This is a genomic window from Streptococcus sp. Marseille-P6264 (assembly GCF_902460355.1).
Taxonomy (GTDB): Bacteria; Bacillota; Bacilli; order Lactobacillales; family Streptococcaceae; genus Streptococcus.
Map to the genome: position 1 here is coordinate 124,974 of NZ_CABPTO010000001.1, position 12,983 is coordinate 137,956.

Below are 12,983 nucleotides of genomic sequence, written 5' to 3' on the forward strand. Positions count from 1 at the left end.
ATACATGTGCTATTAGAAGGAGATGTCTATGGACAAGAAAATTGGTAAATCCGTTGTAGCAACTGGCATTGCAGCGACAACGATTATTTCTGGTGCGCTCAGCCATCAGGTAAAAGCGGATGAACTCGTTGAGTCAACGGCTACGAAACCAAAGGCAACAGCAGTTACCGAGAAACCAATTACGACAGCGGATGTAGCAGAAGCCAAGGAAAAAGCGGATGCTGCCAAGAAAAATGTAAATCAGCAACAAGAGCAAACTAAGAAAGCTGAAGCAGACCTTGAAGGAGCCAAAACTGCAGTTTCAGAGGCTCAAGAGAAGGTGGCTACTGCTACTGAAAATGAAAAGGCAGCAACTGAAGAAAACATTTCTCAAGCAGAGACCAATGTAAAAAAAGCTGATGAAGAAGTAACAGCAAAATCAGAAACTGTCAAAGAAGCAGAAACTGCAGTCCAGGAAGCAAGTCAGGCAGTTAAAGACCAAGAAAATACAATTGCTGGTCAGCAATCATTGGTGGATGTGGCAGAATCTGAACTAAACAAGGCCAAAGAACCAGTTCATGCAGAAACTGCAGCTGTAGAAACTGCTAAAAATCAGGAAAATCAAGCTCAGACAGCTGTGGAGCATGCTAAAAATGAACTAGCAAAAGCGGAACAAGCAGCAAGTGTTGCACCGCAAAATCAAGCAGAAATCCAAAATAAAATCAATCAAACTCAGGCCAACTTAGAGCAGACCAAGCAATTGATTGCTGCAACAAACACTGAGTTGGTGCATGAACAGAAAAACGCAAGTACAGCGCCGGTTGATTTACGAAATACGACCTATTCGCAATTCTTGGAAAATATTCGAGATAATTCGAATAATGAAGCTGTAAGAAATGCTGCAGCCGATGCTTTAGCCCTTTACAAACGTGGTCAAAATGAATTCAATATCACAGTCGGATCAAATCCATCTAGCCCAGCGAGCTTGGAGAATAACTTGCAGGCCTTGGAATTGGTTAAGGCCATCAATGCTTACCGCCGTAATGCAGGACTTCCAGAACTTTTAGTGGATCCATATGCTAATGTTGCCAGCCAAATTCAGACCTTGTACTTTGAGAAGGCTAACTGGCACATGGGCAAGCTGATCGGCAATGAAAACGTGGCCATAAGCTTCAATCCTCAAGGTGCGGTTAATTTCTGGCATAGTGAAAAAGCCTTGTATCAGAAGATTGCTGCTCAATACGGCTTGCCAACTGATGAAAGACAACTGGATGCCAATGCCATTTATATGAAGGTGGGGCCTAACATCTTTGCGCAAATCGGTCACTATGTCCAAATGATGGATAACAAGGCCAATGCAATCTCTGCTGCCTATGACACTCATCCAAATCAGTTTGGAACTCCATACGGAACTTCAGAAGTTGGATTCCATAATGTTCGGAATTTCAATCAAAGAGTTAATAACGGCACATTGCTAACTGTTGAGGCGATGGAGAAACTTCTTCGCAGCGGCGGCAGTCGTGGGGCTGCTTCAAGTGCCAATGTGACAGCCTTGAAGAATCGCTTGGCAGAGTTACAAGCGCAAAAAGTTAGTCAAGAGTCTAGCCTGAATCTTTTAAACAATCAGTTGACAGATTCATACAAGGCGCAGAAAGATCGTGCGGCTGCTGTTGTAAAAGCTAAACAGAATCTTGAAGCTGCTGAGAAAGCCTTAGCTCTGACTCAACAAAACTTGTCAGATAAAAAAGCTGCTTTGAAGTCAGCAACAGCAAGAATCGCGTCTGCCCTTTTTCCATATCAGGCTAAATTGCAAAAAGCTCAGGCAACCCTAGAAGAGGCTAAAAACCAGCTTGCAGCATTGAAGAAGGCTGAGGAAAACAAGAATAAGGCACTAGAAGCAGCTAAAGCTGAATTGGTAGCTGCTCAAAATCGTGTAGCAGCGGCTCAGAAGAAAGTTGCAGATCTCAAAACAGCTCCACAACAATTGGAAAAAGCTAAGCAAGACTTGGCTGCAGCAGAGGCTGACCTGAAGGCCAAACAAGCTGTTGCTGAGACTGAGAATGCAAAATTAGTTGATTTGCAAACAGTCTACAATGAATTGCTAGCAAATTACAATTATTTGCTAGACCTGCTTCCAAAAGAAGTGCGCCAAGCCCTAGCATCAGCCACTACAACTACTTATCAGGCAAATGGTGGACTTAATTTTGCTGCAGCAGGTGCAGGTAGTCAAACGGTTCTGACTTCGAATGCAAGTTCAGCTTCTCAAGATGAGAAGGATGCATCGGTTGAAACATTGGCTAACGTAGCTACTCAAGCTCAGCCAAAAACTGATAATAATGCTAATGCTACATCGACTCCAGCGACTCCTAAAGCTTCGCCTAGCCAGTCAGTTGTCCTTCCTAATACAGGAACGGAAGCGGAACAATTAGCCTTCCTTGGAATGACTCTCGGTGCAGCTCTTCTCGCAGGTGCTGTGAAACATCGCCGTAGAAAAACTTTATAGCAGATAACAGTGAAGTGAGTGTTACAGCTCACTTCATTTTTTATTGGTGAATTAGTTTGATTGAAAAAATTGTGGAAGAAAGGTTTCTTGATTCAAATAATTCTTAAATTTAGCTAGAAAACATTCCTTTTATCTGCTTTTCAGGGGATATCATGTTATAATAGCAGAGGATTTTATATAAAAAGAGGAACTTATGACTAAAAAAGCTATTCTAATGATGACCTTTGGATCGCCAGATGGCTATACTTTTGAGGATATTGCAGAATTTTTTACGAATATCCGTCGTGGCGTGCGGCCTACTGATCAGGAGATTCAGCATCTTCATGATAATTATCAGCGTATTGGTGGCAGTCCCCTGCAACGCATCACACGGGCAGAAGTTGGGCTGGTGGAAGAAGCTTTAAAGGGAGAGTATGCTGTCTATTTTGCTAATAAATTTTCTCGCCCCTTTATTCCAGATGTTATTAAGCAGATGGAGGATGACGGGATTGAGGAATGTATTTGCTTGATTTTAGAACCGCATTATTCCTTTTACTCTGTTATGGGGTATGAAAAATTTATTACGAGCCAGACAATTAAATTCCATATTATCAAAGAATGGTATCAGGCTGAGCATTTGCTTGGCTTTTGGGAGGAAGAAATCAGGAAAATCTTGCAAACGCAAGTCAAAGATGAAAGTTTTAAGGTCATCTTTTCAGCTCACAGTGTACCAGTTTTAGCCCTTGATTTTGAAGATCCATATATTGACCAGATTATTGAAAACTCACAGTTGATTGCACATCGGCTAGGCCTTGCTCCATCTGAGTATACCAATACCTGGCAGAGCGAAAGCGATATTGGCTTGCCGTGGATCAAGCCAGATGTCCTAGAATATCTCCGAGATCAAACGACCCATCCGCAACATTATATCTTTGTCCCAATTAGTTTCATCAGCGAACATATCGAGGTGCTGTTTGATAATGACGTGGAGTGTCAGGAATTGTGTCAAGAACTCGGTGTGGCTTATCATCGTCCACCAATGCCTAACACAGACTCCCGTTTGATCGCTGCATTATTAGCAACTATTCGTCAGCATGAAACAGAAGAGCTTCGATACATGCACCCAGAAGAAACAACCTTTGACGAATTGGCCCCTTCAGAAGAAAGTAATCAAATCTTAAGCGAAACAGAAGAACTTCAGATGCCTGAATTTGTCAAAAAATTGATAGAGAAAAAGGGCAGAGAAAATGTCAAAATGCCTTATTTCATAAAGAAAATGTTAGAAAAAAGAGCGAAAGAATCAAAGTAAGTCTAAGATTTACCAACCTAGAAATGAACATTTGTAACAGTGCATGTTCTAGGAAATGAAAAATTTCTATTGAAAAGATAGGGTTTTGGGAAAATATGTCTACAAACAAGCTAATTCAATCCAAGCTGGAACTGTTGCCGACCAGTCCCGGCTGTTACATTCACAAGGACAAAAACGGTACTATTATCTATGTCGGCAAAGCCAAGAATCTTCGCAATCGTGTTCGCTCTTATTTTCGTGGCAGCCACGACACCAAGACGGAGGCCTTGGTTTCCGAGATTGAGGATTTTGAGTTTATTGTCACCGAGTCTAATATCGAGGCCTTGCTCCTAGAAATCAATCTAATCAAGGAAAATAAGCCCAAGTACAATATCATGCTCAAGGACGATAAGTCCTATCCTTTTATTAAGATTACCAACGAAGTCTATCCGCGTCTGATTATCACGCGCCAAGTCAAAAAGGATGGTGGTCTTTATTTTGGGCCTTATCCAGATGTCGGTGCAGCCAATGAAATCAAGCGCCTGCTCGATCGCATTTTTACATTCAAAAAATGTACCAATCCACCTGCAAAAGTCTGCTTTTATTATCACTTGGGGCAATGCGAAGCCCATACGATTTGCAAGCGGGATAGCCAGTATTTCAAGAATATGGCTCAGGAAGTGTCGGATTTTCTCAAGGGACAGGATGATAAGATTATCGATGAGCTGCGTGATAAGATGAATAAAACAGCTGCAGCTATGGAATTTGAGCGGGCAGCCGAATACCGTGATCTGATTCAGGCTATTGGAACCTTGCGTACCAAGCAGCGGGTCATGGCTAAAGATTTGCAGAATCGGGATGTCTTTGGTTACTATGTGGACAAGGGCTGGATGTGCGTCCAAGTCTTCTTTGTCCGCCAGGGCAAACTAATTGAGCGTGATGTCAATCTTTTCCCTTATTACAATGATCCCGACGAGGATTTCCTGACCTATATTGGCCAGTTCTACCAAGAAAAGTCCCACCTCAAGCCCAATGAAATCTTAATTCCAGCAGACATTGATGAAGAAGCTGTTCGGGCCGTTGTGGATACCAAAGTAGTCAAGCCACAGCGTGGCGAAAAGAAACAGTTGGTTAATCTGGCTATTAAGAATGCTCGGGTCAGCCTCCAGCAGAAATTTGACCTTTTGGAGAAATCCGTTGAGAAAACGCAGGGCGCTATCGAAAATCTAGGGAAGCTCCTTAACATTCCGACACCGGTTCGGATCGAGTCTTTCGATAACTCTAATATCATGGGGACCAGTCCTGTCTCAGCTATGGTGGTCTTTGTCAATGGTAAGCCTAGCAAGAGAGATTATCGCAAATACAAGATCAAGACTGTGGTAGGGCCGGACGACTACGCCAGTATGCGAGAGGTTATCAAGCGCCGCTATAGTCGGGTCATTCGTGACGGGTTGACGCCACCAGATCTGATTGTCATTGACGGAGGACAAGGCCAGGTCAATATTGCTAAAGAAGTTATCCAGAATCATTTGGGGCTGGATATTCCCATCGCAGGACTGCAAAAAAATGATAAGCACCAGACCCATGAATTGCTCTTTGGCGATCCTCTTCAAGTAGTAGAACTGTCCCGTAATTCTCAGGAATTTTTCCTCCTCCAGCGTATCCAAGATGAGGTGCACCGCTTTGCCATTACCTTCCACCGCCAGCTCCGGTCTAAGAATTCCTTCTCATCGCAACTCGATGGCATCGAAGGCTTGGGGCCAAAACGCAAGCAAAATCTCATGAAGCATTTCAAATCTCTGACTAAGATTAAAGAAGCCAGTGTGGATGAAATCGTCGAAGTGGGCGTGCCGCGAGCAGTGGCGGAGGCTGTGCAGGCAAAACTCAATCAAACAGAGCCATCCCGTCCCTTGTTAGAAGTGGCGGAGCCCTTAGCAGAATTGGATAGTTAATATATAAACTAAGACCGTGAAAACGGTCTTTTGTGGTATAATTGGAAGGAAGTGAGCTAGAATGGAGAGACAATTATGATACCTATAGAAAAATCAAATCCGTCTGAAGTTGAAAAAATTTGCTTGGAATTATATAGAAAAATGAATTTTCAAGATTATCCTGAATTTAAAAATGAATTAAATAAATGGGTCACAGATAATATACCAGGACTTGAGAGTGAAAAGGATGCTTTTCTAAAGATAATGACAGGTGAGTATTCATTTTTAGAAAATATTAAAGAATTGTTGGATAATTTTGCAGATGAAGAACCTAGATTAGCAGAGTTTTTAAGAAAATCTTATGGAAAGATAGATTCGAGATTAAGGAGGAAAATAATTGATTTAAAGAACGTTTCTGTATGCCCGTATTGTAATCGTAATTATATAAACTCAACATATAAAGTACTTCATTGTAATAATTGTAGTCAAGAATTATTAGTGATTGATGAGGCTGAAAAAGAATGTCGATATTGCAAACAAGAGATTAACGGTCAGACTAAAGTAGTAAATACTGCTCAACTAGATCATTTTTTTCCAAAAGACAGCTATCCACTGTTTTCCGTTTCATTTTACAATTTAATTCCTAGTTGTTATAGCTGTAATCATGTGAAATCGAATAAGGGTTTAGAATATAGTCCCTATGACACTAGTTTTTCATTTGATGATGTAAAGTTTACATACGTTCCAAAGTCTGTTGATGAGATTAATATAAAAATCGATTCTCATGATATTTATTTTAAAAATGGAATTCGTATTTTGGGTATAGAGGAGCTATATCAAAGTCACATTGATGTAGTAAATGAATTGATTTGGAAAAAAGAAGTATATACAGATAGTTATAGAGATGGTTTGTCAAAAATCTTAAATCAAACAAATCTTGAATTGAGAAAAGCTGAGTTGAATCGTTTTATAACAGGTTACTACACAGACAAAGAAAATTATGGGAAAAGACCACTTTCAAAAATGGTTACAGATATTAGCAAAGAAATTGGACTAGTAGGAGAAGAAGAATGAAATTAATTGCTTTGGTAATTAAAAGGTATAATGAGCTTTTTGAAAAACAAATTTTTAATTTTTCAGACGAATATAAAGTAAGTTTTGATTTTGAAACGGATGAATTAAAAATTGATAAAAATCCAGATTATATTGAAAATTTTTATGGAAAGTCTATTTATAATATAACTCCGATAGTTGGGATAAATGGTAGTGGGAAATCAACTTTATTGGAATTGATAAAATATGTAACACAAAATTCAGATTCTCATTTAAACAATAATAATTCCTATTTTAAAGTATTTAAGGATGATGAAAAATTCAAAGTCAAACAATATAATATGACTGTACGAGAGAATGAGAACTTTGAAATTAATGGCGATGATGGATTACCTCAAGAAATAAATGTGAACATTGTAATAAGTTACTTTAATTTGCACAATCAATCTTTTGGAGGTGGATCTGGGTTGGTAGATAATAATACCGTAGGAATGGAAGCTAATTGGTCTCCGTTAGAAAATTATTATAGAGTCTATTCTGAGTTTTATGGTAAAGAGATTTTTTCTGATTTCAAATTTAAAATCTTATTAACAAAGTCTTCTTCTTATCCTGAGTCTTCAACTAAAGAACTAAATAATAAGAAAGAATTTATTAAAGATGTTTGTTTAAGATTAATTTCATTTTTTATAGAGAAAAGACAGGATAGTTTAGGAGATTTGAAAGAAAAGATAGATAAAGCATTGAAAGATATAGCTCATTTTAAATACAGAAATGATGATGACTGTGAGTCAGATATTACATTTTACTTAGGAAAAATGCGTTATTTAGATAATGAGTTAGATTCGCTAATGAATAGTTTGAAAGTAGAAAATAAGAAAGTTAGTTTTTTTGAAGTCTTTCAAAAGATTTCTGATTTTTTATTTCTTCTTAATAACTATATTATGTCTATAGAAAATGAAAAAATATTAATAAAATTTTCACGAGATTTATCACAAGACCAAGAGTTTTTAGATATTTGTAAGAAATTTGACTCACTTCGTAGTTTTTTAAATCAGTATTCATATTTAGGATTTAATATTCTAGAATTTGATTCTATTTGTATGTCAGCAGGTGAAACTAACTTTATTAGATTATTTTCAAATGCTTTGACTTCACAACAATCTAATGAGGACATCAGAGATTATATATTTTTAATTGACGAAATAGAAATGGGAATGCATCTGGAATGGTCACGAAAGTTAATTAATAACTTCGTAGAGTTTTTGAAAAGAGAGAGACGACGGAAAGACGTAAATTTACAGCTTATTTTCACAACCCACTCTCCCTATATGTTATCTGATATTAAACCAGGAAATGTGATTATGCTTGAAAGGAATCAAGAAACTGGATACTCAGAAGGAAAAGTTTTACAAAATACTTTCGCTAAGAATATACAAGAAATTATGAAGGAAAATTTGATTGATAATATTTATGGCGATTTTGCCTTAGCAAAGATTAATTCTATGATTGATAGACTAAACGAAGACGAGAAACAGGCAGGAAACGGAGAAGAGAAACAGGCAGGAAACGGAGAAGAGAAACAGGAAGGAAACGGAGAAGAGAAACAGGAAGGAAACGGAGAAGAGAAACAGGAAGGAAACGAAGAAGAGAAACAGGAAGGAAACGAAGACGAGAAACAGGCAGGAAATGAAGAAGAACTATTAAAAGAAATTCATTTGATCAGCGAGCCTATTCTTCGTAATAAATTATTAAAGATGTATGATAAGAAATACAGTACCTCAGAATTTAGTATTGAAAAACAACTACAGAAGTTGAATCTAAATGAGGAACAACGCCAGCAGGTCAGAGCAATGATTGAAGAAAATATGAGTAATGCCGATGCGGATAAATAAGTTTGTAATTAAATAGTTTGAATTATCAATACAATTATTTGAAAATGAACAATAGAAAGTAATAATATGAAACATAGAATCGCAATTCTCTCTGATATACATGGGAATACCACGGCCTTGCAGGCAGTTCTGTCAGATGCTAAAAGACAGGAAGCGACAGAGTATTGGCTTTTGGGGGATATTTTTCTCCCTGGTCCGGGGGAAAATGATTTGCTAGCCTTGTTAAAAGACCTTCCTATCACAGCGACTGTCCGCGGAAACTGGGATGATTGTGTATTAGAGGCTTTAGATGGGCAATATGGTTTAGAAGACCCACAAGAAGTCCAGCTCTTGCGTATGACGCAGTATTTGATGGAGCGAATGGATCCTGATCAGATCGCTTGGCTGCGGAGTCTGCCAATGGTTGCAAAGAAAGAAATTGATGGCCTGCGTTTTTCGCTCTCGCATAACTTGCCTGACAAAAACTATGGGAGTGACTTATTGGTTGACAATGGGACGGACAAATTTGACCAGCTACTTGCTGAGGAGACAGATGTGGCAGTTTACGGTCATGTCCACAAGCAGTTGCTTCGCTATGGCAGCCAAGGGCAACAAATTATCAATCCCGGTTCAATCGGCATGCCCTATTTTGATTGGCCGGCCTTGAAAAATCACCGTGCCCAGTATGCCTTGCTAGAAGTTGAAGACGGGGAACTGGTGAATATCCAATTCCGAAAAGTCGCCTATGATTACGAAGCAGAGTTAGAATTGGCCCAAGAAAAAGCTCTCCCTTTTATCGAAATGTATGAAGAATTACGTCGCGAAGATAATTATCAAGGCCATAACCGGGAATTATTGGCTTACTTGAATGACAAGTATGGTTACGTAGAGGATGTTAGGCAATTTTTTCAGATAAGTGAAGCAAAAGAAAATAAAAGTTGAAGAGAGATGGCATTGAGTTTTAAAGGAGGGGCTTAGATGTTTGAGAAGATTAAATTAGAGCCTTTAAACCAGTTTTATCCAGTGAATCTAGATGAGATTAGTGATAGTGAATCAAAGCTAGGCATTCAAATCCCTGAACTCCTCAAGGAATTTTATGTAGAAGTCGGATATGGCTTTCTAAAAAGCAGGGTGGACAATATAAATCGTATAATGGATCCAGAGTCAGTATTAGACTTTAGGTTGAGGCAACATGATTTTGAGTTTTATCCAGATATTGAAATCTACAAGCAATTTGAGGATGATAAATTAGTTTTCTTTGAAGCCAATGAAGGAGTACTGCTATCTATCGGATTTGCTGCTGAAAATAAGGGGAAAATCTACTATTATGATAAGGAAATTGTTCCCAATTTAGTAGAGTTTCTAGAACGGCTTATGGAAGATGACACCTTCTATTATGACTTGATATAGCTGGAGTTTTTTGGCGAACAGAAAACAATACCGATTTTCATAATCATGTTGAAAAGGTCGAGCGCTTTATCAATAGTATCAACTAACTTCAAAAGCTAAAAGAATTAGATAGGATGATGACAATGACACAATTTGAAGATAAATTTATGGAAGTTCAGGCTAGTATGATTTCGTTAGCACTGGAATATGTACAAGATCAGGCAAATAAAATATACATTTATGCAATAGCAGATAGTTTATATAGTTTTAATTTGTTTTATGAAATAAAAGGGAACGTTGTACATAAACACTTGGTAAATAATTTCTTACCAGATGATTCTCAAGTTGATATCGATCTACAATCAATCTTACTGAGAGAAGGTATCAAGGATGTAGAAAATATGATTAAAATTTGCCAAGAATACGGTCGCGAGCACCCAACTGAAAAGTGGTTGATTTATGACGCTCAGAAAAATAGTCTTGACAGTCGCTATAGCTATGAAGGGCGTTATGACAAGGACGAAGAATTGCTTCCACGACTAGAGTTTGAAAAATGGTTTGAGGAAGTGTAAGGCCAATAACTGTTTTCGATAATGAAATTGCATTGAATTGATGAAGCAGTGGAAAAAGACTGCATAGAAGGTAAGAAAGATTTTTGCTGTCACCTAGTTGACAAACTTGGAGAATAAAGAGAACAATGAAATTGGATCATCAAATTTTCGGTAACATAGAATTTAATAATGGCTGGACAAGACCTATTTCTATAACGATTTTCGGTAAGCAGCATGTTTTAGGGATAAATATTGATGCAGAGGAAGATGCAGAATTTGAAGTCAACCAAGAAAAAGCCTATACATTTTTTCAAGAACACTTAGATGAAATTCTAACAGAGGCTAATGCTGCTATTTTATCGTACTATAATCGTGAAATATCAAATATTGTTTCCAGTTTTACAAATTTAGCTGAAAAACAATCCTTTTTAAATAAAATTGGAGATGAGCAGTAAATTTATTCTCTGTTACAGCCTAAGCAAATCATGTTTCCTCTAACCTTTGATGAAAGTGTTGAAGAATTTGGCTTTTTATGTGATTGTGGCTGGGATAAAGAAAATGGCATAGGAATAAAATTTACCAATGGCCTTTTGTCTGAAATTGGCTATCAAGATATACTTCTATAAGTATATAATTCATAAATTTGTCTATCTTTTATCAAATGCTTCTCAGCTTCAACCGTCCTATGCAAAGATTTTAGAAAAATCCAAAGTTTAATAGGAAACAGGAGCCAGAGCAGTTTAGAGAAGTTTGGGAAAGGAAATCAAGTACGAATATGAAGTGGTTAAATTATAAGGGAATTTCTAAGGATATCATAAAAAGTGTGGAGCATAGATTGCAGATTACTCTACCAGATGATTATAAGCAAGTCGCTTTGAAATATGATGCTGGTTATCCTAATCCCAATCATCTTAAGGTAGAAGGAAAGATAGAAATTTTCAACAATCTAATCAGCCTAGATGAGAATGAAGACAATAATATATATGAGATTCTTGAAGATCTACAAGATCGACTCGGTGACCAACTGATTCCCTTTGCGGAAGATGGTTTTGGAAATTTATTATGTTTTGATTATTCAGCTGAGAAAAGCATAGTTTTTTGGAATCATGAAAAGAACTATGATAAGTTTAAAGAAGCGACCTTTGTTTGTTCAAGTTTTTCTAGTCTAATTGAGAGTCTTTTTTAAGAAATATAGACTTTCTATGTACGATCTTCTTGGTAAATGATATCGACGTGCCAATAGTGAGATTTTAAGTATGATGGGAAAAGGCATAGAACAGATTATAGAAAGGTTACTTGAATGGTAGAATATGAAAACAACAAACTAATAGTGAATGGTGAAATTACTAAAATTTTTCAGTTTGCTATACGAGATCTAATAGAAGTGGATGAGGAGTGTATTGTTTTATTAGAAATACCTTTTGATAGTTTGGAGAAAAATAATATTATCAGACTTGATTGTAGAGGAACTGTAGTTTGGACCATTGCTAACAGTGGATACAGTAAGCTTATTTATTCGTTCGAACAGATGATTTTGATAGATGGCTGGCTTTATGCGACGGATTTTTATGCTAGAAGATGCAAAATTGATATAAGCTCAGGAAAAATAGTGGATGTGTCTATATCCAAATAATCACCTGAAATTATTTATTCCTAGGAAGGTGAATCGCAATAATGAATCAGAATAATAAAGCATTATTTAAAATCAAAGCATTGAACTTGTTTGCTTCCATTTATGGGTGGCTTGCGATATTAATATTCTTTTTCCTATGAATAGTAATATTAGCAGGAGTAGTGGAGTTTGGTATTCTATGGAGCATGCATGGAAAGCTAAATTAAATGATATTCCTCTTGAAGAATTAATCAGATAAGGAATAAACCAGGAGGTTAAAAATGTTTGAAAATCAATTAAGCCAATTGTTTAATGATATAGCAAATAATGTAAATCGTATGATTCCGGTAACGTGGAATGATTTCTACTTTAATGTTGAGTTAAAGGAAGGGGACGGAGAAGTTTTTTTCTATTTTAATACGAAAGAAAGTCCTGAAAAATATATTTTCTCACATGATATACCAGTAATTTATGATATTCCATTTTCCGAATATATGGACTCCTTTAATCAATTAATGAGTATTTCTAGAAATATTTTAGAGGTTTTAGAAAATAATAATCAACCTAAATGGTATGCAATGGTTTTAATAGTAAAATCTCGTAAGCAATTAAAAGTTGAGTTTGATTACACTGATTGGTTTGCAAGTCCCTTTACCTCTAATCAAAGGTTGTCTTTTTTTAAACATAAATGTTTAGGAGAAGAACCTGAAAATAATGATTTACTTCAACTTTTTAAAGAAATGGAAGAATATAAAAAACAAAGCTAAATATCTACGATGAACGCTTGAGGGAGTTGGAGTATTTTACCTATGATTTGTTGGTGCAGG

General features: G+C 37.0%; 11 protein-coding genes and 1 pseudogene. All 12 read left to right on the forward strand.

What is annotated here, in order from left to right:
• Positions 1-28 precede the first annotated feature (28 nt).
• The 12 genes and pseudogenes from FZ941_RS00695 to FZ941_RS00750 all read left to right on the forward strand — a co-directional run bounded on the left by FZ941_RS00695 (position 29) and on the right by FZ941_RS00750 (position 12,923).
• The gene (locus FZ941_RS00695; RefSeq protein ID WP_148886455.1) at positions 29-2,482 is read left to right on the forward strand and encodes a CAP domain-containing protein; all 2,454 of its coding nucleotides are present in this window, start codon (positions 29-31) and stop codon (positions 2,480-2,482) included.
• 193 nt (positions 2,483-2,675) lie between these two features.
• Complete coding sequence (hemH, locus tag FZ941_RS00700) at positions 2,676-3,770, forward strand: ferrochelatase (RefSeq protein ID WP_148886456.1); 1,095 nt, start codon at positions 2,676-2,678, stop codon at positions 3,768-3,770.
• Between the two features lie 95 nt (positions 3,771-3,865).
• Positions 3,866-5,701, forward strand: coding sequence for an excinuclease ABC subunit UvrC (gene uvrC, locus FZ941_RS00705; protein WP_148886457.1), 1,836 nt, complete (start codon positions 3,866-3,868; stop codon positions 5,699-5,701).
• Positions 5,702-5,776: 75 nt separating this feature from the next.
• Positions 5,777-6,754 (forward strand): HNH endonuclease, encoded by a 978-nt coding sequence (locus FZ941_RS00710; protein WP_148886458.1) that lies wholly within the window; start codon positions 5,777-5,779, stop codon positions 6,752-6,754.
• Positions 6,751-8,625, forward strand: a complete 1,875-nt coding sequence (locus FZ941_RS00715; RefSeq protein WP_148886459.1) for an AAA family ATPase — start codon at positions 6,751-6,753, stop codon at positions 8,623-8,625. The genes FZ941_RS00710 and FZ941_RS00715 overlap by 4 nt, the downstream gene beginning before the upstream one ends.
• Before the next feature lie 66 nt (positions 8,626-8,691).
• A complete protein-coding gene (locus tag FZ941_RS00720; RefSeq protein ID WP_148886460.1) occupies positions 8,692-9,546 on the forward strand; it encodes a metallophosphoesterase in 855 nt (284 codons plus the stop codon).
• Positions 9,547-9,582: 36 nt separating this feature from the next.
• Positions 9,583-10,014, forward strand: coding sequence for an SMI1/KNR4 family protein (locus FZ941_RS00725; RefSeq protein WP_148886461.1), 432 nt, complete (start codon positions 9,583-9,585; stop codon positions 10,012-10,014).
• Positions 10,015-10,136: 122 nt separating this feature from the next.
• On the forward strand, positions 10,137-10,565 hold the full coding sequence (locus FZ941_RS00730) for a hypothetical protein (RefSeq protein ID WP_148886462.1): 429 nt from the start codon (positions 10,137-10,139) through the stop codon (positions 10,563-10,565).
• A gap of 125 nt (positions 10,566-10,690) precedes the next feature.
• Positions 10,691-11,170, forward strand: a pseudogene (locus FZ941_RS10885) (DUF6985 domain-containing protein).
• A gap of 149 nt (positions 11,171-11,319) precedes the next feature.
• On the forward strand, positions 11,320-11,730 hold the full coding sequence (locus FZ941_RS00740; protein WP_148886463.1) for an SMI1/KNR4 family protein: 411 nt from the start codon (positions 11,320-11,322) through the stop codon (positions 11,728-11,730).
• Between the two features lie 114 nt (positions 11,731-11,844).
• The gene (locus FZ941_RS00745; protein ID WP_148886464.1) at positions 11,845-12,177 is read left to right on the forward strand and encodes a hypothetical protein; all 333 of its coding nucleotides are present in this window, start codon (positions 11,845-11,847) and stop codon (positions 12,175-12,177) included.
• A 260-nt stretch (positions 12,178-12,437) separates the two neighbouring features.
• The gene (locus tag FZ941_RS00750) at positions 12,438-12,923 is read left to right on the forward strand and encodes an immunity protein YezG family protein (RefSeq protein ID WP_148886465.1); all 486 of its coding nucleotides are present in this window, start codon (positions 12,438-12,440) and stop codon (positions 12,921-12,923) included.
• Positions 12,924-12,983: the final 60 nt, after the last annotated feature.

Bases quoted from the DNA above. Each gene is read 5' to 3' on its own strand.
- FZ941_RS00695 (WP_148886455.1), top strand. From the start codon at position 29: ATGGACAAGAAAATTGGTAAATCCGTTGTAGCAACTGGCATTGCAGCG.
- FZ941_RS00745 (WP_148886464.1), top strand. From the start codon at position 11,845: ATGGTAGAATATGAAAACAACAAACTAATAGTGAATGGTGAAATTACT.
- FZ941_RS00710 (WP_148886458.1), top strand. From the start codon at position 5,777: ATGATACCTATAGAAAAATCAAATCCGTCTGAAGTTGAAAAAATTTGC.
- FZ941_RS00715 (WP_148886459.1), top strand. From the start codon at position 6,751: ATGAAATTAATTGCTTTGGTAATTAAAAGGTATAATGAGCTTTTTGAA.
- FZ941_RS00720 (WP_148886460.1), top strand. From the start codon at position 8,692: ATGAAACATAGAATCGCAATTCTCTCTGATATACATGGGAATACCACG.
- uvrC (WP_148886457.1), top strand. From the start codon at position 3,866: ATGTCTACAAACAAGCTAATTCAATCCAAGCTGGAACTGTTGCCGACC.
- FZ941_RS00750 (WP_148886465.1), top strand. From the start codon at position 12,438: ATGTTTGAAAATCAATTAAGCCAATTGTTTAATGATATAGCAAATAAT.
- FZ941_RS00740 (WP_148886463.1), top strand. From the start codon at position 11,320: ATGAAGTGGTTAAATTATAAGGGAATTTCTAAGGATATCATAAAAAGT.
- hemH (WP_148886456.1), top strand. From the start codon at position 2,676: ATGACTAAAAAAGCTATTCTAATGATGACCTTTGGATCGCCAGATGGC.
- FZ941_RS00730 (WP_148886462.1), top strand. From the start codon at position 10,137: ATGACACAATTTGAAGATAAATTTATGGAAGTTCAGGCTAGTATGATT.
- FZ941_RS00725 (WP_148886461.1), top strand. From the start codon at position 9,583: ATGTTTGAGAAGATTAAATTAGAGCCTTTAAACCAGTTTTATCCAGTG.